The following is an 18,055-nucleotide window of genomic DNA, read 5'->3' on the forward strand; positions in this document are numbered from 1 at the left end:
GCGGGCGACCGGCATCCACGTTCCGGGGGGTGGGAAACGAACCTGGTTGTCCGCTGGGAGCCGCTTCCAGACAATCGAGAGGTAAGGAGGCGGGTTCGATGAGGATCCTGGTGGTCTGTGGTGCGGGTGCGTCCAGCACGTTCGTCGCGCAGCGGGTACGCCGCGCGGCCCACGAGCGCGGCCTCGACTATGCCGCCTCCGCGGGAACGCTGCGTTCGCTCCCGATCGATCTCGACGGATGCGATGTCGTCCTCGTCGGCCCCCACCTCGCAGGCGACCTCGACGCGATCGAACGGGATGCCGCGACGCGCGGCGTCAAGGTGGTCCTGCTGCCACCCGACGTGTTCGCCGACCTCGACGGCACGCGCGCCCTCGCCCTCGTCCAGGGGGCGCTCGGCGCCCGACCGCTTCTGACTCACGAGAAGGAGTGATCCCATGCCTCGACTCACCCGCACCGTCCGGATCGGATCGTCCCACGGCCTGCACGCACGCCCCGCGAAGCTGTTCGCACAGGCGGCGAAGGAGTCCGGAATCCCGGTGACCATCGCCAAGGATGCCGGCGCCCCGGTCAACGCCGCGAGCATCCTCGGCATCATCGCGCTGGGCCTGGAGTACGGCGACTACGTCACCCTCACGGCCGACGGCGACAACGCCGAAGCGACCATCGATCGTCTCAGCGAACTGCTGACCACCGACCACGACGCCGCATAACGGCGCGCAGTAAAGGAAACAAGCACATGACGGAACTCCGTGGAGTCGGAATCGGACTGGGCGTCGCCCAGGGGCCCATCGCGCGCATGGCGGAGCCCCTGCCCGCCCCGAAGGACGCGAAGAGCGAGCTGAGCGTCGAGGACGAGACCGCGCGCGTGCGCGAGGCCATCGGCGCCGTCGCGCGCGAGCTCGAGGCCCGCGGGGCACAAGCGGGCGGCGCCGCCCGCGACGTGCTCGAGGCCCAGGCGATGATCGCCGAGGACCCGACCCTCGAAGCCGAGGTCGACAGCCGTCTCGCCGCCGGCAAAACCGGCGAGTTCGCCGTGCACGACGCCTTCGCCTCGTTCCGTGAGCAGCTCGTCGCCCTCGGCGGCTACCTCGGCGAGCGCGCCGCCGACCTCGACGACGTCGCCCAGCGCGTCATCGCGCGCCTGCGCGGCGTCGCGGCGCCCGGCATCCCGGACCCCGGTCACCCGTTCGTGCTGGTCGCGAAAGACCTGGCCCCCGCCGACACCGCCCTGCTCGACCTCGACAAGGTGCTCGCGCTGGTCACGACCGAGGGCGGCCCCACCTCGCACACGGCGATCCTCGCCCGCGAGAAGTCGATCGTCGCCGTCGTCGGCGCCGCGGGCGCCAAGGACCTCGTCGATGGACAGTCCGTGATCGTCGACGCCGCCGCGGGCGTCGTCACCGTCGACCCGACCGACGACGAGAAGGCCCGCGCGGCGAACCGTGCCGAGGCCCGTGCCGCCGCGGCATCCGCCCCTCTCACCGACGGCGCCCTCGCCGACGGCACCAAAGTGCCCCTGCTCGCCAACCTCGGAAAGCCGGGCGGCGCCGCCGAGGCCGTCGAGCTGGGGGCCGAGGGCGTGGGCCTGTTCCGCACCGAGTTCCTCTTCCTCAGCTCCAGCTCCGCCCCGACCGTCGAGGAGCAGCGCGCCGCGTACACCGAGCTGCTGAGCGCCTTCCCGGGCAAGAAGGTCGTCGTGCGCATGCTCGACGCCGGTGCCGACAAGCCGCTGCCGTTCCTCAACGACGCGCACGAGGAGAACCCGGCTCTCGGCCTCCGTGGCCTCCGCGCACTCCGCGCGAGCGAGGACATCCTCCGCGAGCAGCTGACCGCGCTGGCGGAGGCGGATGCCGCGACCCGCAAGACCGAAGCCGGACCCGCCGACCTGTGGGTCATGGCCCCCATGGTCTCGACCGTCGAGGAGACGCGCTACTTCACCGAGCTGGCCCGCGACTACGGCCTGAAGACGACCGGCGTGATGGTCGAGGTCCCCTCGTCCGCGCTGATGGCGGACCGCATCCTCCAGATCGCGGACTTCGTTTCGATCGGGACGAACGACCTCACGCAGTACACCCTCGCCGCCGACCGCCTGCTCGGTTCCGTCGCATCGTTCCAGGACCCGTGGCATCCGGCCGTTCTCCGCCTCATCCGCGAGGTAGGTGCGGCGGGCCGGGTGAACGGCAAGCCCGTCGGCATCTGCGGTGAGGCGGCGGCCGATCCGCTGCTGGCGGTCGTTCTCGTCGGACTCGGCGCGACGACGCTGTCGATGGCCCCCACGGCCCTCGCGGACGTGCGCGCCACCCTCCTCGGCCACACCCTCGACGACGCCCTGCGCATCGCCGAGGCCGCCCTGTCCGCCGATGACGCGGCATCCGCCCGCGAAGCAGCCCAGGCCGCTTCCTCGACCCGTGAGGCCGTCCCCGCGGCCTCGTGAACCACCCGGGGGCGGTGACCGCCGCCCCCACCTGCACCACGGCACACGCCGTTCCCCCCACCAGCGCGGCGCCCGCCGCGCACCATACAAGGAGACACAGCAATGACGACGACGTCACCCGCCAAGAAGCCGGGAGGGGCTCGGATCGCGGTACAGCGATTCGGCACGTTCCTCTCCGGCATGATCATGCCGAACATCGCGGCCTTCATCGCATGGGGTTTCATCACCATGCTCTTCATCCCGGCCGGATTCTTCGGTGCGGAAAGCCCCTTCGGACCCGCGTGGCACTGGGCACCGGTCGCCGAGATCCTCGGCGGCGGCGGCGACGCCGCCACCATCGGCTGGCCCGGCGCGATGACCGCCCTCAGCGCGACCGAAGACGGCACGACCTACCAGGGCTACGTGGGCCTCGTGAGCATCATGATCACGTACCTGCTGCCGCTGCTCATCGCCAACACCGGTGGACGCATCGTCTACGGTGCGCGCGGTGGCGTGGTCGGCACGATCGCCGTGATGGGCGTCATCGCCGGTACCAACATCCCCATGTTCCTCGGCGCGATGATCATGGGCCCGCTCGCGGCCTGGATCACCAAGCAGATGGACAAGCTGTGGGACGGCAAGATCCGCCCCGGCTTCGAGATGCTCGTCAACAACTTCTCGGCCGGCATCCTCGGCATGGTCCTCGCGATCGTCGGTTTCTTCGCCTTCGGCCCGGTCTTCCTCGGCATCAGCGCGGTCCTCGGCGGCATCGTCGGCTTCCTGGTGCAGTTCAACCTGCTGCCGGTGCTGTCGATCATCGTCGAGCCCGCCAAGGTGCTGTTCCTCAACAACGCCATCAACCACGGCGTGTTCACCCCGCTCGGCGTCGAACAGGTCGCCGACACGGGCAAGTCGATCCTCTTCCTCATCGAAGCGAACCCCGGCCCGGGCCTCGGCCTGCTCCTCGCCTTCACCTTCTTCGGTGTGGGCGCGGCGAAGGCCTCTGCCCCCGGCGCCATCGTCATCCAGTTCCTCGGTGGCATCCACGAGATCTACTTCCCGTACGCCCTCGCCAAGCCCATGACGATCCTCGCCCTGATCGCCGGTGGCGCCTCGGGTGTCGCCACGAACATGATCTTCCAGGGCGGTCTGGTCTTCCCCGCGGCCCCGGGCAGCATCATCGCGGTGACGGCTGCCGCCGCCGGCGGTGGCGTCGCGAACGTACTCGTCGTCCTGCTGTCGGTCGTCGTCGCCGCTGTCGTGACCTTCCTGATCGCCGGCATCATCCTCCGCGCCTCGCGCAAGCGCGACCAGGAGGCCGAGGGCGACAGCTTCGCCGCGGCCATCGACCAGACCGCCGCGAACAAGGGCAAGGAGTCCGCCGCCCTCGGCGCCCTGCGCACCCGCGCGGCCGGCACCACGGGCGCGGGCACGACCGACGCCGCCGAGAGCGACGTCGACGGCGCCCTCGGCGGTCTCGAGGGCGGCGTGGCCACGAAGCAGCTGAACACCATCGTGTTCGCCTGCGACGCGGGCATGGGCTCCTCGGCCATGGGCGCGAGCGTGCTGCGCAACAAGATCAAGAAGGCCGGCATCGAGGGGGTCACGGTCACCAACCAGGCGATCGCGAACCTCGACGGCTCGGCCGACCTGATCATCACGCAGAACCAGCTGACCGACCGCGCGAAGGCGCAGTCGCCCGACGCGGTGCACGTGTCGGTGGACAACTTCATGAACTCGCCGAAGTACGACGAGGTCGTCGAAATGGTCCGCTCGCAGCACGAGACGAAGTAATCCCCTAGCACGGAGGGGCCGGGACACAACCCCGGCCCCTCCGTCTTCCCGTCCGGCCCGCGGTTTGCGAGGCTGGACAGCACGACGAGAAAGGCGAGAACCCATGTCGAACGTCCTCCGCATCGAATCCGTCCGCATCCACCCCGGAAGCGCCACCCGCGAGGAGGCGATGAAGGAAGCGGCCGACCTGCTCCAGGCCACCGGTGCCGTCACCGACGAGTACTTCGCGGCCATGCAGGCCCGCGAAGAGACCGTGTCGACCTACATGGGCAACGAGCTCGCCATCCCCCACGGCACGAACGAGACCAAGCAGGCGATCCTCGAGTCGGGCCTCTCGGTCGTCCGCTACGACGGCGGTGTCGACTGGGGCGGGGAACCCGTCACCTTCGTCATCGGCATCGCCGGCAAGGGCGATGAGCACCTCGAGATCCTGTCGCAGATCGCGATCCTCTTCTCGGAGGAAGACGACGTCACGCGCCTGAAGGCGGCCTCGTCGCCCGTGGAACTGTTCGAGGCGCTCTCCGGGTCCGTCAACGCATGAAGGCCGTCCACTTCGGCGCCGGCAACATCGGGCGCGGCTTCGTCGGACTGCTGCTGCACGAGGGCGGGTACGACCTCGTCTTCTCCGACGTGTCCGCCGCGCTCGTCGAGGCCATCAACGCAGCGTCCTCGTACACCGTCCACGAGGTGGGCGAAGGGGGCGTCGACAAGGAGGTGACCGGTTTCCGGGCGATCGACAGTTCCGTGGATGCCGAGACCCTGGTCGACGAGATCGCCACCGCCGACGTGGTGACCACCGCCGTCGGACCCACGATCCTGAAGTTCGTGGCCCCGCACATCGTCGCGGGCCTCGCCCTGCGCGACCCGGCGCTCGCTCCCCTGCAGATCATGGCGTGCGAGAACGCGATCGGCGCGACCGACCAGTTGCGCGAGCACGTCATCGAGCTCGCGGGAGAGTCCTGGGACGCTCTGGCATCCCGTGCCGTCTTCGCCAACACCGCGGTCGACCGGATCGTGCCGGCGCAGTCGGGTGGAGGCGTCGACGTCACCGTGGAGCCGTTCTACGAGTGGGCGATCGAACGCGCGCCCTTCGGGGACACTCCCCCGCACATCCCCGGCGCGCATTTCGTCGACGACCTCGAGCCGTACATCGAGCGCAAGCTCTTCACGGTCAACACCGGCCACGCCACCACGGCGTACTTCGGTGCGCAGGCGGGAGTCGACCGCATCTCCGACGCCCTGGCCGACCCGGCCATCGCGGCGAAGGTCGAGGCGGCTCTCGAGGAGACGAGCGCCCTGCTCGTCGAGAAGCACGAGCTCGACGCCGACGTGCAGGGCGAGTATCGCGCGACGATCCTGCGCCGCTTCCGCAACGCCGCCCTGCCCGACACGGTGTGGCGCGTGGGACGGCAGCCGCTGCGCAAGCTCTCGCGCCACGAACGCTTCGTCGGTCCCGCCGCCGAGGCGGTCGAGCGCGGCCTCCCCGTCGACGCCCTCGTCGCCGCGATGGCCGCCGCCCTCGAGTTCCAGGATGCCGAAGACGTCCAGGCCGTCGACCTGCAGCGCATGCTGCGCGAGCTCGATGCCGAGGCATTCACCGCCGAGGTGACGGGCCTGGAGCCTTCGCATCCTCTGTTCGCCCGCGTGGTCGAGATCGTCGCCGCACGACAGGCGGCGATCGGCGCCTGAGACGTCCGTTGTTCGGACATCACCGCCGACGTGTCGCCTCGCGCGCGACGTCGGCGGTGGCGTTTGGTGCGAGGCATGGTCCCGGCGGGCGGGGATACGCTCGAGAGGTGACCGATCGCGAGCCCCCTGCCGACTCCCCTGCCGCGCCCCCGCGCCGTCGACGTCGGTGGCTCCGCTGGACGCTTGGCGGCCTGGGTGCCCTCGTGATCCTGCTGGTCGGTGGCATCCTGATCTACAGCCAGGTCGGCGTGATGGGTCCCGAAGCGGGCCCGCTCGCCGAGGCCGAGGCGAACCCCGGGCTCACGATCACCGACGACGGCGCGGGCATCGTGCTCACGCCGACGTCGGGGGCGTCCGGTCAGGGTCTGGTGTTCATCCCCGGAGCCAAGGTGGCGGCCGAGGGCTACATCGCGACCTTCGCCGACACGGTGGTCGATGACGGCGTCACGGTCGTCATCACGCGCCCGTGGCTGAACCTCGCGTTCTTCGACCCGCGCCCCCTCTCGACGTTCACCGACCTCGCACCTGATGTCGCGGTGTGGGCGGTCGGCGGACACTCCCTGGGAGGCGTGCGCGCGTGCCAGCTCGCCACCGACGCCGACGCGCTCGTGCTCTTCGCCTCGTACTGCGCGAACGACCTCTCGGCATCCGGAATCCCCGTGCTGAGCCTGTCCGGCTCGGAAGATGGGCTGAGCACCCCGCAGAAGATCGCGGATGCCAAGCCCGAACTGCCCGCGGACGCCACCTTCGTCGAGATTCCCGGCGCTTCCCACGCCTCCTTCGGCGCCTACGGCCCGCAGCCCGGCGACGGCACCCCCACCGCGGATCCTGCCGAGGTCGACCGTGTGATCGCCGAGGAGCTCGCGGGCTTCCTGCCGCAGCCGTAGCGCGCGTCGGCGTTTGCGGCCGCTCCGGCGCCCTGCCATCAGGTCGCCTCGCCGCCCCGGCGCGCTGCCACCCGGCGCACTGCCACCCGCGCCCCGCCGCCCCGGCCGTGCGGGCTCAGGGCGTTCCGGGCGCCCGGAGCGAGCGAAACTCCTGAAAAACCCGCGCTCGCACGCGAGGTCATCCTGCCACGGGGCGTCTCACGACGAAAAGTCAGGAGTTTCGCCCAAGCGAGAGAGCCGATGGACTCCTCCTCCCCCGCGGGAGTTGTCCACAGATCTGGCCCCACAGCCGTTCCACGGCGGTCGGAACGGCCAGGGTGGGCCGATGGCATCCCTTCCTCCTCCGTCCGGAGAGAATCGCGATGTGGTGTGGACGACGCGCGAGCTCCACGCGGCCGGGTGGTCACGGCGGGCTCTCGCCCGCGCTGTCATCGACGGGACCATCAGGCGGGTGCGGCAGGGGCGGTTCGTCGCAGCCGACACGCACGATGACGTCACCGCGGCGGCGCGTGTCGGCGGGCGGCTCGATTGCATCAGCCTCCTGGCGCTGCGTGGAGTGTTCGTGCACCGTCATGCGGAACGCCACGTGCAGCAAAACCGCTCGGCCAGTCGACGTCCCCCGGCTCCGGACGGCGTCGTCTACCACTGGCGCTCCTCGTCTGCACCGCGAGACTGCTCGACCGTCGGCCTCGTGGAGGCTCTCGCGCAGGCGATCCGCTGCCAACCGCCTCGATCGGCCATTGCGACGCTCGACAGCGCATGGCATCTCGGACTGGTGGACGAAGCCGACATCGCCGAGATCTTCGCGCGCGTCCCGCGTCGCTTCCGGGTGCTGCGTCGCCTGTTGGACCCGCGTGCCGAAGCCGGCACCGAATCGCTCGTCCGTCTGCTGCTTCGCCACCTCGGCTGCGACGTGGAGCTCCAGGTCCGCATCGACGGAGTGGGTCGCGTGGATCTCCTGGTGAACGGGTGGCTCATCGTCGAGTGCGACAGCGAGCGATTCCACGGCACGTGGCACGTCCACAAGAGTGACCGGCGCCGCGACATGGCGGCGCTGGAGCGCGGCTATGCCACGCTTCGCCTCCTCGCCGAAGACATCCTGTACCACCCGGACCGCGTCCGCACCGCACTCGAGCGCATCCTCGCGCACGGCGTACCCGGGCGAAACTCCTGAAATTTCGGTCCTTCGAGCCTGACGAGACCGCTCCTGCCGCCAATCCACCGGATTCTCAGGAGTTCCGCACGACACTGCCCGCCGCTGCTGCTCGGCGACGTGCCGCGGCCCGGCCTGCGGTGAGCAGCAGTCAGGCGGGCCCCCGCCTGCGGTGGGCAGCAGTCAGGCGGGCCAAACTCCTGAGAAACAGAGCGGGCGCGGGCGCGAACCGGGTCTGGTTGACCTCGCGAGCGCGAATCTCAGGAGTTTCGCACGCCGGCACGAGAGACCGCCCTCGCGGGACGCGAAGGGGCGCGGACCGAGAACGGCCCGCGCCCCTGACGGCGCTCCTCAGCGCCGGAAGCCCTCCGAGATGATCTCGATCAGCTCCTCGCGCTCCTCCACGGGCAGGAAGGCGCCGGCCGCGGCGTTCAGCTGGAACGCCTCGAGGTCGTCGAGGTCGTACTCGAACGCCTGCGCCAGAAGCCCCAGCTCGCGCGTGAGCGTGGTCGCGCTCATCAGGCGGTTGTCGACGTTCACGGTGACCGAGAAGTCGAGCTGGTAGAGCAGGTCGAACGGGTGGGCGTCCATCGTGTCGCCCCACGCCGTGACGGCCCCCGACTGCAGGTTCGACGTCGGCGAGAGCTCGAGCGTGATCTCGCGGTCGCGCACCCAGCGGGCCAGGTCGCCGAAGGTGACCTGCACCTCCTCGCCCTCGCGCGAGACGACGTCGAGGTCGTTGGCGATGCGCACGCCGTGGCCGAGGCGCAGCGCGCGACCGTCGATGAGGGCGGAACGGATGGATGCCAGCCCCGCCCCCTCACCGGCATGCACCGTCGTGGGGAAGAACTGTTCGGCGAGGTAGTCGAACGCCTCGCGGTGACGCGACGGCAGGAAGCCGTCCTCGGGACCCGCGATGTCGAAGCCGACGACCCCGCGCCCCCGCCATGACACGGCAAGCTCCGCGATGTCCCGCGCGTTGTCGTTATGGCGCAGGGCGGTGAGCAGCTGACCGACTCGGATGTCGTGACCGCGGGCGTCCGCGGCATCCTCTCCCGCCTCGATGCCCTCCTGGACCGCATCCACGACCTCATCGAGGCTGAGGCCCCGCGTGAGGTGCTGCTCCGGAGCCCACCGCACCTCGCCGTACACGACGCCGTCGGCCGCGAGGTCCTCGACGAACTCCTTCGCCGTGCGCACGAGGCCCTCGCGCGTCTGCATCACGCCGACCGTGACCGAGAACTTCTCGAGGTAGTCCTCGAGCGAGCCGCCGTCGACGTGGTCGGAGAACCATGCCTCGAGACCCTTCGCGTCGTCGGCGGGCAGGTCGAGACCGACCTCATCGGCCAGCTCGAGCACCGTCTGCGGGCGGAGACCCCCATCGAGGTGATCGTGCAGAGAGACCTTGGGCAGATCAGCGATTCTCGTCCGCCCGATGCGGAACTCTTCGGATGCCATGGAGCTCTTCTTCCCGGATGCCATTACGCGGTGATCCGCTCACGCACGAGCGGCGACGCGGCCGGAGCGGTGTCGCCGATCTCCAGCGCCCCCTCGACGGCGCCGAGAGCACGCTCGAAGCGCGACCCGTCGTCGGCCGACAGGGTGAACAGCGGCTGACCAGCGGTGACGGCCTGTCCGACGGTCACATGCAGGTCGATGCCCGCCGCGTGCACGACGGCGTCCTCGGCGCGCGCGCGTCCGGCACCCAGGCGCCAGGCTCCGATGCCGAAGGGCAGCGCCTCGACGCGGGTGACGACACCGGAGCGCTCGGCGATGACCGTGTGAGTCTCGCGCGGCGTGGGGAGGGCGGCATCCGGATCCCCGTCTTGCGCACGGATCATGCGGTTCCAAACGTCCATCGCGCGGCCGTCCTTCAGCGCTGCTTCGACGTCGGCGTCGGGCTTGCCCGCCAGCGTGAGCATCTCGCGGGCGAGGGCGACCGTGAGCTCCACCACGTCGGCGGGGCCGCCGCCGGCGAGCACCTCGACCGACTCGCGCACCTCGTTGGCGTTGCCGATGGCGAGACCCAGCGGGGTGTTCATGTCGGTGAGCAGGGCCGTCGTGTTCACGCCCGAGTCGGTGCCGAGCGCGACCATCGTCTCGGCGAGCTCGCGCGCGCGGTCGATGTCCTGCATGAAGGCGCCGGAGCCGAACTTCACGTCGAGCACGAGCGAGTCGGTGCCCTCGGCGATCTTCTTCGACATGATGCTCGACGCGATCAGCGGGATGGCCTCGACGGTGCCGGTGACGTCGCGCAGCGCGTAGAGCTTCTTGTCGGCGGGGGCCAGCCCCGTGCCGGCGGCGCAGATGACCGCGCCCACGTCGCGCAGCTGCGCCATGATCTCGTCGTTCGACAGCGCTGCGCGCCAACCCGGGATCGACTCGAGTTTGTCGAGCGTGCCGCCGGTGTGGCCCAGGCCACGACCCGAGAGCTGCGGCACGGCGACACCGAAAGCGGCGACCAGCGGGGCGAGCGGGAGGGTGATCTTGTCGCCCACTCCCCCGGTGGAGTGCTTGTCGACGGTGACCTTGCCGAGGGACGAGAAATCCATGCGCTCGCCCGAGGCGATCATCGCGTCGGTGAGCACGCGGATCTGGTCACGGCCGAGGCCGTTCAGCAGAACCGCCATCGTGAACGCGGACATCTGCGCGTCCATGACGTAGCCACGCGTGTAGGCGTCGACCAGCCAGCGGATCTCGCCCTCGGTGATCGCCCGCCCGTCGCGCTGCGCGCGGATGATGTCGACGGCGTCGTAGGCCTCCGGCACCGGTCCCTGAGCCTGTCGAAGGGTCACCGCGCCGCCTCCTCGAGGTCGCGCGGGCCGAAGGCGTCGGGCAGGACCTCATCGATGGTCCGGATGCCGCTGACGGTCTCGAGCAGCATGCCCGGGATCGCGTGCTCGAACAGAAGCTGACGGCAGCGTCCGCACGGCATGAGCGTGCGCCCCTCGCCGTCCACGCAGACGAACGCGACCAGCTGGCCACCGCCCGACATGTGCAGTTCGGACACCAGTCCGCACTCGGCGCACAGCGTCACGCCGTACGAGGCGTTCTCGACGTTGCATCCGGAGACGATGCGGCCGTCGGCGACCAGCGCCGCGGCGCCCACCTTGAAGCGGGAGTAGGGCGCGTACGCGCGGTGCATGGCGTCCGTCGCGGCGGAACGGAGTTCGTCCCAATCGATGTCGGTCATCGTGGAGCAGGGGGTCCTCTCGTGAAGGGAAAGCGGGCTGGGTCAGCCCTTGACGTACGGTTTACCGGCGGCCGCGGGGCCGCGGACCTTTCCGACGAGACCGGCGACGGCGAAGATCGTGACCACGTACGGCAGCATCAGCATGAACTCGCTGGGCACGGGTGAACCGATGACGCCGAGGGTGTTCTGCAGGTTTGACGCGAAGCCGAAGAGCAGAGCCGCGAGCGTCGCGCGAATCGGGTCCCACTGGCCGAAGATGACCGCCGCCAGGGCGATGTAACCGGCACCGGCCGTCATCTCCTTGTTGAACGCGCCGACGGAGCCGAGCGTGAAGAACGCGCCGCCGAGGCCGGCGATGGCGCCGCCGAGCGAGACGTTCCAGAAGCGGGTCTTGGCGATGTTGATGCCGACGGTATCGGCGGCCTGCGGGTGCTCGCCCACGGCACGCAGACGCAGACCCCAGCGGGTGTGGAAGAGGCCGACGTAGACCAGGGCCACCGTGACGTACATCAGGTACACGATGATCGTCTGGTTGAACAGCATCGGACCGATGATCGGGATGTCCGCGAGCACGGGAATCGGCAGGCGCGGGAAGCGCGGGGGCGAGTTGAGCGTGGTGGCGTTGGGCGAGAGGACCTGCGAGAACAGGAAGCTCGTCAGGCCGACGACGAGCACGTTCAGCACGACACCGACGATCACCTGGTCGACGAAGTACTTGATGGCGAAAGCCGCCAGCACGAACGACACGAGAACACCCGACACGGCAGCGGCGAGCAGACCGACGAAGGGGTTGCCCGTCGCGGTCGCCACGACCGCCGAGGTGAAAGCGCCCGCGAGCATCTGGCCCTCGATCGCGATGTTGACCACACCCACGCGCTCGCTCAGCACGCCCGCCATGGCACCGAAGATCAGCGGCACCGAGAGGCTGAGCCCACCGGCGAGGAGGCCCGTGAGCGGGATGACCGCCGTCGTGGCGCCCGCGGCAGCCCACGTCAGGAAGCCCACCATGAAGACGAGCGCGAAGATGACGGCGAGCCAGATGGGCGGACGGCGGCGGGCGCGCACCATGAGCGCGCTCACCACGGTGACCACGGCGAGCAGCACCGTGCACACGATGCCGGTGACGACGCCGCCGAGCACCACCTCGGGCAGCTGCAGGAACTCACCGGGGCTGGAGATGCGGAACACCGCGTCGCCGTCCTGGCGGGCGATGACGAAGAGCACGAGCGACAGCAGCGTGATCACGCCGTAGACGATGGGCGCCTTCCACCCGACGACGACGGCCTTGTCGAGCGCGGGCGCGGCGGCCTCGGGCTGTGCGGCGGTGGTGGTCACCGGGCCGCCTCCTTCTTCTTGGCGACGCGAGCCTTCGAGGGGCGCGCTCCGGGGGTCGGCAGGCGGAAGATCGCACGCACCAACGGCGGCGCCGCGATGAAGAGCACGATGAGCGACTGCACGACGAGGACGATGTCGACGGGAACGCCGTTGGCGGCCTGCATGGCGAAGCCGCCGGCCTTGAACGCACCGAACAGGATGCCGGCGACCAGCACGCCGACGGGAGTGGAGCGGCCGAGCAGCGCCACGGTGATCGCATCGAAGCCGATGCCGGCGTCGATGCCGCTGGAGAAGCCGGTCGTGACGGTCCCGAGCACCTGGTCGACACCCGCGAGCCCCACGAGGGCTCCGGAGATCAGCATCGCGTAGACGTACATCGACTTGACGTTGATGCCCGCGACGCGTGCGGCGTTGGGGTTCAGACCGACGGCACGGAAGCGGAAGCCCAGCGAGGACCGCTCGAGGATCCACCAGACCACCGCGACGGCGACGATCGAGAGGATGAAGCCGAAGTGCAGGTTGTAGCCCGAACCGAGCAGGTCGGGGAACACCGCGGTGTCCTTCATCGCCGGGGTCGTCGGGTTGTTCGAACCCGGGGCCTGCAGCAGACCGGGGGTGCGCAGCAGGTAGTACACGATGTAGAACGCGACGTAGTTGAGCATGATGGTGACGATCACCTCGTGCGCGCCGGTGCGCGCCTTGAGCACACCCGCGATCCCGGCCCACAGCGCACCGGCGACGACACCCGCGACGAGAGCGACGATCATGTGGATGCCCCACGGCAGATCGAACGCGAAGGCGACCCAGCCGCCCGCGGCGGCCGCCACCAGCATCTGGCCGCGGCCACCGATGTTGAACATGCCGACGCGGAACGCGAGGGCGACACCGAGACCCGCCGCGATGAGGGGGGTCGCGAAGGTGAGCGTCTCGGTCAGCGGGCGGATGCCAGTGGCGAACTCCGGGCGACGGAAGTTGTAGATCGCGCCCTGGAAGAAGGACGAGTACGCACCCGACACCGAGGTCCAGATGGCGGAGAGCGTGTCGCCCGGACGGGCGAAGAAGTACGCGGAGGCCGCTTGCACGTTCTCGTCGGTGGCGGCGATCATGATCGCGCCGACGATCAGGGCGAGGATCACCGCGAGAACCGAGATGATCGCGTTGCCCGTCGCGATCTCGCGGAAGGCGCGACGCCAGCGGTTCTCATCGGCCGCCGGCTCCGGAGCGACCTTGCGGGCGCCCGAGACGGGATCGACGACGGCGCTGCCCTCGAGCGCGAGGTCGGCCTGACCGGCCTCCGCGACCTCGGCGGCGCGATCCGCGCGCGCGGCGGTCGGGTCGTGGGGGCTGTGCGAATCGCTCACGCGGCGACTCCTTCGTTCTGGGGCGCTTCGCCGGCCATCATGAGGCCGAGCACGTCACGCGAGGTGTCTCCGGGGACGATGCCCACGACGCGACCGCGGTACATGACCATGATGCGGTCGGCCAGGGCCGTGACCTCGTCGAGCTCGGTCGAGACGACGATGACGGGGACGCCGGAGTCGCGCGTCTCGATGACGCGCTTGTGGATGAACTCGATGGACCCGACGTCGACACCGCGAGTGGGCTGCGCCGCCACGAAGAGCCGCAGGTCGCGGCTGAGCTCGCGCGCGAGCACGACCTTCTGCTGGTTGCCGCCCGACAGACGCCCGACGGGGGTCTCGATCGAGGGCGTCCGCACGTCGAACTCCGACACCTTCTCGCGAGCGAAGTCGGCGAGCGTCGAGAGCTGGATCGCTCCGCCCTTGATGAACGGCGCCCCGTCGGCGCGGTCGAGCATGAGGTTCTCGGCGATGGAGAACTCCCCCACGAGACCGTCTTCTTTGCGGTCCTCGGGGACGAAGCCGACGCCCGCGTCGAGCACGGCGCGCACGCTCCGGCCGTTCAGCTCGGAGCCGTCGAGCACGATGGACCCTTCGACGCGCTCCTGCAGACCCAGCAGCGCCTCGGTGAGTTCGGTCTGCCCGTTGCCCTGGACACCCGCGATCGCGAGGACCTCGCCGCGACGGACGTCGAAGCTGACGTCATTGACGACGAGCTGACCGATCGCGTCGACGACCGTGAGGTTCGAGACCCGCAGGCCGACCTCGCCGAGGGTCGGTGGCTCTTTCTGAACCGTGAGCTCGACGGCACGGCCCACCATGAGCGAGGCCAGTTCGGCGTTGGATGCGGTGGGCTCGGCTTCTCCGACGACCTTGCCGAGGCGGATGACCGTGATGCGGTCGGCGACCTCGCGCACCTCGCGCAGCTTGTGCGTGATGAAGACGATCGAGGTGCCCGCGTCGCGCAGCTGACGCATGATGGCCATCAGCTCGTCGGTCTCCTGCGGCGTCAAGACGGCGGTGGGCTCGTCGAAGACCAGCACCCTGGCATCGCGCGAGAGCGCCTTGATGATCTCGACACGCTGCTGCACGCCGACGGGGAGGTCGTCGACGAGGGCATCGGGGTCGACGTCGAACCCGAAACGGTCCGAGATCTCGCGCACCTTGGCGCGCGCAGCGGCGAGGTCGAGGCGCCCGCCGATCTTGGTGGGCTCGTGCCCGAGCATGACGTTCTCGGCGACGGTGAAGACGGGGATGAGCATGAAGTGCTGGTGCACCATGCCGATACCGGCGCGCATGGCGTCACCGGGGCCGGAGAAGTGCTGGACGACGTCGTCGAGCAGGATCTCTCCGCCATCGGCCTGATAGAGGCCGTAGAGGACGTTCATGAGGGTGGACTTGCCGGCACCGTTCTCGCCGAGCAGGCAGTGGATCTCTCCGGCCTCCACGGTGAGGTCGATGTGATCGTTCGCCACCAGGGATCCGAAGGTTTTCGTGATCCCGCGGAGTTCGAGCTTCATGTTCCCGATCCTAAGTTCTGTGGCATCGGACGCGGGAGGCATCCGACGAGACCGACCGGCCTTGTGGGCGGATCGGAGTCTGGCGAAGCGGGCGGGATCCGCCCGCTTCATGAGGAGGGGAGGCCGGCAAGACGCCGACCTCCCCCGGTGAGTGGGTTCTCTCAGCCGGCCAGGTACGACTCGACCTTGATCTTGCCGCTGATGATGTCGGCCTTGAGGGCGTCGACCTTCGCCGTCAGGTCGGACGACACGCGGTCGGACCAGTCGTGGTAGGGCGCCAGGCCCACGCCGTCGTTCTCGAGCGTGCCGATGAACGGCGCGGTGTCGAAGTTGCCCTCACCCGCGGCGACGATGGCGTCCTTGGTACCGACATCGATTCCCTTGAGGATCGAGGTCAGCAGGATCTTCTGGACGTTCGGGTCGGTGTCGGTCTCGTACACATCGGCGTCCACACCGACCATGGCGATCTCGCGACCGGCGTCCTGGATGGCGACGGCGGCGGACTGGTAGATCGGGCCACCGACGGGCAGGAGCACGTCGACGTTCTGGTCGATCAGGGCCTGCGCGGTCTGGCGCGCGGTGTCGTTGGCCTCGAAGCCACCGGTGAACGAGCCGTCCTTCGCGGCGCGGTCCCAACCCACGACGCGCACCGAGGTGCCGTTGTCGGCGTTGTACTTCTCGACGCCCTGCGCGAAGCCGTCCATGAAGATGGTCACGGTCGGGATGTTCATGCCGCCGAAGGTGCCGACGACGCCGGTCTTCGAGGTGCCCGCGGCCAGGTAGCCGGCGAGGTACGCCGCCTGAGACGTGTCGAAGATGATCGGCTTGATGTTGGGCGCGTCGGTCTTGCCGTCGAAGTCCTGGTCGACGGTGTCGTCGATCGAGACGTACTGCAGCTCCGGGTTGGCCTTCGCGGACTCGAGAGCGGCCGGAGCCAGCAGGAAGCCGACGGTGATGATCGTGTTGCACCCCTGGTCGACCAGGTTCTGCAGGTTCGACGCGAAGTCGGTCTCGGACTGCGACTGCACCTCGATGGGCTTCTTCGAGCCGAGCTCGGAGGCGGCGGCGTCGAGGCCCTCCTTGCCGAGCTGGTTGAACGACTTGTCGTCGAATCCACCCGAGTCGGACACCATGCAGGGCAGGTAGTCACTGGCACCGGCGGCCGCGGACGAACCGTTGCTCTCGGGTGCAGCGCCGCAGCCGGCGAGCAGCACCGCGGTGCCGATCATGGCGAGACCGCTGAAAACGGCCTTCTTCGTGGTCTTCACGAATGGTCCTCCAAGACGAGGGCCCCCAACGGGTTCGGGGGACGATCCCGTCACGTTACCCACTGTGACGATCCGCTTGTGCACCGGGAGGCCCCGCGCGCGGCAATGGTTACAAAGACGCAATCTCGCGTGATCCCTCCGCCACAGGACACCGCGTAGCGAGGAACCGGATGCCAGACATCCTGGCATCCGGTGTCTTACAGGACGTCGCCGCGACCGGTGAGCTTGAGCGCGTCGACGACACCCTTGACGCGCTGGGCGTTCTCGGCCGTCGTCACCAGGAGGGCGTCCGGGGTGTCGACCACCACGATGTCGCGTACTCCGATGAGGCTAATGACGCGCTTGGTCTGGGTGACCACGATGCCGCTGGAGGCGTCGGCCAGCACGCGCGCGTCTTCACCGAGGATCGCCAGCTCGTTGCGTCCGTGCGAGTTGAGCTTCGACAGGCTCGCGAAGTCACCCACGTCGTCCCAGTCGAAGTGACCGGGGATGACCGCGAGGCGCCCCTTCTCGGCCGCGGGCTCGGCGACGGAGTAGTCGATGGCGATCTTCTTCAGACTCGGCCAGAGGCGATCGACCGCCGGGCCGCGACGATCGCGATCGTCCCAGGCCTCGGCCAGCTCGAGCAGCGCGGCGTGAAGTTCGGGCTCGTTGACGGCGAGCTCGGCGAGCAGCACGTCCGCGCGCGTGATGAACATGCCCGCGTTCCAGAGGTAGGCGCGGTCTTCGAAGTACTGCTTGGCCGTGTCGAGGTCGGGCTTCTCGACGAAGCGCTCCACCATGTACGCCTCGGGGGCGCCGTCCACGATCAGTTCGCCGGCCTGCTTGATGTAGCCGAAGCCCACCGAGGGCTCGCTGGGCTGGATGCCGATCGTGCAGATGTATCCCTCGCGCGCGACGGCGACGGCCTGACGCACGGCGAACTCGAACTGGCGCGTCTGACGGATCACGTGGTCGGCCGCGAACGAGCCGATGATGACGTCGGGCTCGCGGCGCACGAGGATCGCGGCGGCGAGACCGATGGCCGCGGACGAGTCCCGGGGCTCGGACTCGAGGAAGACGTTGTGATCGGGGACGCCCGGGAGCTCGCGCTCGACGGCGGCGCGGTGCGCCCGGCCGGTGACCACGGCGATGCGCCCCTCCCCCGACAGCGGCGCGAGGCGATCCCAGGTGTCGCGGAGCAGCGTCTGCCCCGACCCGGTCAGGTCGTGGAGGAACTTGGGGGCGTCGGCGCGCGAGAGCGGCCAGAGCCTGCTCCCGATCCCTCCGGCGGGGATCACGGCGTAGAAGTCGTCGATAGCGGGGTCTGCCATGGCACCGACCCTAGTGGCATCGTGTTTCCCTCCCTTGTCGGGCGGTGTGCGGACACGTGACGCGCACCACGAAGCGGGGCCGAAAGTATCTCGATGTCGAGAGACTGTTAGGCCGCCCTAATCCCCTCGAT

16 protein-coding genes are annotated in these 18,055 nt (G+C 69.5%); 8 read left to right on the forward strand and 8 right to left on the reverse strand.

The features are described from left to right. Positions 1-98: 98 nt before the first annotated feature. The 8 genes from AB0O24_RS06325 (at position 99) to AB0O24_RS06360 (ending at position 7,958) form a co-directional block, all read left to right on the forward strand. Entirely contained in the window at positions 99-431 is a 333-nt protein-coding gene (locus AB0O24_RS06325; RefSeq protein ID WP_275798343.1) for a PTS sugar transporter, read from the forward strand. 4 nt (positions 432-435) lie between these two features. After that, a complete protein-coding gene (locus AB0O24_RS06330) occupies positions 436-711 on the forward strand; it encodes an HPr family phosphocarrier protein (protein WP_275798345.1) in 276 nt (91 codons plus the stop codon). Positions 712-737: 26 nt separating this feature from the next. Then, entirely contained in the window at positions 738-2,435 is a 1,698-nt protein-coding gene (gene ptsP, locus AB0O24_RS06335) for a phosphoenolpyruvate--protein phosphotransferase (RefSeq protein ID WP_363373437.1), read from the forward strand. Between the two features lie 102 nt (positions 2,436-2,537). Next, a complete protein-coding gene (locus AB0O24_RS06340; RefSeq protein WP_275798348.1) occupies positions 2,538-4,208 on the forward strand; it encodes a PTS mannitol transporter subunit IICB in 1,671 nt (556 codons plus the stop codon). A gap of 103 nt (positions 4,209-4,311) precedes the next feature. After that, a complete protein-coding gene (locus AB0O24_RS06345) occupies positions 4,312-4,749 on the forward strand; it encodes a PTS sugar transporter subunit IIA (protein ID WP_275798350.1) in 438 nt (145 codons plus the stop codon). Then, positions 4,746-5,897 (forward strand): mannitol-1-phosphate 5-dehydrogenase, encoded by a 1,152-nt coding sequence (locus tag AB0O24_RS06350; RefSeq protein ID WP_275798352.1) that lies wholly within the window; start codon positions 4,746-4,748, stop codon positions 5,895-5,897. Before AB0O24_RS06345 ends, AB0O24_RS06350 begins: the two co-directional genes overlap by 4 nt. 107 nt (positions 5,898-6,004) lie before the next feature. After that, the gene (locus AB0O24_RS06355; protein ID WP_275798354.1) at positions 6,005-6,784 is read left to right on the forward strand and encodes an alpha/beta hydrolase; all 780 of its coding nucleotides are present in this window, start codon (positions 6,005-6,007) and stop codon (positions 6,782-6,784) included. Between the two features lie 325 nt (positions 6,785-7,109). Continuing rightward, entirely contained in the window at positions 7,110-7,958 is an 849-nt protein-coding gene (locus AB0O24_RS06360; RefSeq protein ID WP_275798356.1) for a type IV toxin-antitoxin system AbiEi family antitoxin domain-containing protein, read from the forward strand. A gap of 330 nt (positions 7,959-8,288) precedes the next feature. Here AB0O24_RS06360 and AB0O24_RS06365 read toward each other — a convergent pair whose 3' ends face one another. From AB0O24_RS06365 to AB0O24_RS06400, 8 genes are all read right to left on the reverse strand, one after another. Then, on the reverse strand, positions 8,289-9,395 hold the full coding sequence (locus tag AB0O24_RS06365; protein ID WP_275798358.1) for an adenosine deaminase: 1,107 nt from the start codon (positions 9,393-9,395) through the stop codon (positions 8,289-8,291). Between the two features lie 23 nt (positions 9,396-9,418). Continuing rightward, a complete protein-coding gene (locus AB0O24_RS06370; protein WP_275798360.1) occupies positions 9,419-10,732 on the reverse strand; it encodes a thymidine phosphorylase in 1,314 nt (437 codons plus the stop codon). Next, complete coding sequence (locus AB0O24_RS06375; RefSeq protein ID WP_058231121.1) at positions 10,729-11,130, reverse strand: cytidine deaminase; 402 nt, start codon at positions 11,128-11,130, stop codon at positions 10,729-10,731. The genes AB0O24_RS06370 and AB0O24_RS06375 overlap by 4 nt, the downstream gene beginning before the upstream one ends. 42 nt (positions 11,131-11,172) lie before the next feature. Beyond that, complete coding sequence (locus tag AB0O24_RS06380) at positions 11,173-12,465, reverse strand: ABC transporter permease (RefSeq protein WP_363373443.1); 1,293 nt, start codon at positions 12,463-12,465, stop codon at positions 11,173-11,175. Beyond that, the gene (locus AB0O24_RS06385; RefSeq protein ID WP_275798364.1) at positions 12,462-13,826 is read right to left on the reverse strand and encodes an ABC transporter permease; all 1,365 of its coding nucleotides are present in this window, start codon (positions 13,824-13,826) and stop codon (positions 12,462-12,464) included. Before AB0O24_RS06385 ends, AB0O24_RS06380 begins: the two co-directional genes overlap by 4 nt. Continuing rightward, positions 13,823-15,343 (reverse strand): ABC transporter ATP-binding protein, encoded by a 1,521-nt coding sequence (locus AB0O24_RS06390; RefSeq protein WP_275798366.1) that lies wholly within the window; start codon positions 15,341-15,343, stop codon positions 13,823-13,825. Before AB0O24_RS06390 ends, AB0O24_RS06385 begins: the two co-directional genes overlap by 4 nt. Positions 15,344-15,504: 161 nt before the next feature. After that, complete coding sequence (locus AB0O24_RS06395) at positions 15,505-16,611, reverse strand: BMP family ABC transporter substrate-binding protein (protein ID WP_275798368.1); 1,107 nt, start codon at positions 16,609-16,611, stop codon at positions 15,505-15,507. Between the two features lie 197 nt (positions 16,612-16,808). After that, a complete protein-coding gene (locus tag AB0O24_RS06400; protein ID WP_275798369.1) occupies positions 16,809-17,924 on the reverse strand; it encodes a mannose-1-phosphate guanylyltransferase in 1,116 nt (371 codons plus the stop codon). Positions 17,925-18,055: the final 131 nt, after the last annotated feature.

The sequence above is a fragment of the Microbacterium sp. NPDC086615 genome, from assembly GCF_040686055.1.
Lineage (GTDB): Bacteria > Actinomycetota > Actinomycetes > Actinomycetales > Microbacteriaceae > Microbacterium.

Bases quoted from the DNA above. Each gene is read 5' to 3' on its own strand.
- AB0O24_RS06325 (WP_275798343.1), top strand. From the start codon at position 99: ATGAGGATCCTGGTGGTCTGTGGTGCGGGTGCGTCCAGCACGTTCGTC.
- AB0O24_RS06330 (WP_275798345.1), top strand. From the start codon at position 436: ATGCCTCGACTCACCCGCACCGTCCGGATCGGATCGTCCCACGGCCTG.
- ptsP (WP_363373437.1), top strand. From the start codon at position 738: ATGACGGAACTCCGTGGAGTCGGAATCGGACTGGGCGTCGCCCAGGGG.
- AB0O24_RS06340 (WP_275798348.1), top strand. From the start codon at position 2,538: ATGACGACGACGTCACCCGCCAAGAAGCCGGGAGGGGCTCGGATCGCG.
- AB0O24_RS06345 (WP_275798350.1), top strand. From the start codon at position 4,312: ATGTCGAACGTCCTCCGCATCGAATCCGTCCGCATCCACCCCGGAAGC.
- AB0O24_RS06350 (WP_275798352.1), top strand. From the start codon at position 4,746: ATGAAGGCCGTCCACTTCGGCGCCGGCAACATCGGGCGCGGCTTCGTC.
- AB0O24_RS06360 (WP_275798356.1), top strand. From the start codon at position 7,110: ATGGCATCCCTTCCTCCTCCGTCCGGAGAGAATCGCGATGTGGTGTGG.
- AB0O24_RS06365 (WP_275798358.1), bottom strand. From the start codon at position 9,395: ATGGCATCCGAAGAGTTCCGCATCGGGCGGACGAGAATCGCTGATCTG.
- AB0O24_RS06375 (WP_058231121.1), bottom strand. From the start codon at position 11,130: ATGACCGACATCGATTGGGACGAACTCCGTTCCGCCGCGACGGACGCC.
- AB0O24_RS06390 (WP_275798366.1), bottom strand. From the start codon at position 15,343: ATGAAGCTCGAACTCCGCGGGATCACGAAAACCTTCGGATCCCTGGTG.
- AB0O24_RS06400 (WP_275798369.1), bottom strand. From the start codon at position 17,924: ATGGCAGACCCCGCTATCGACGACTTCTACGCCGTGATCCCCGCCGGA.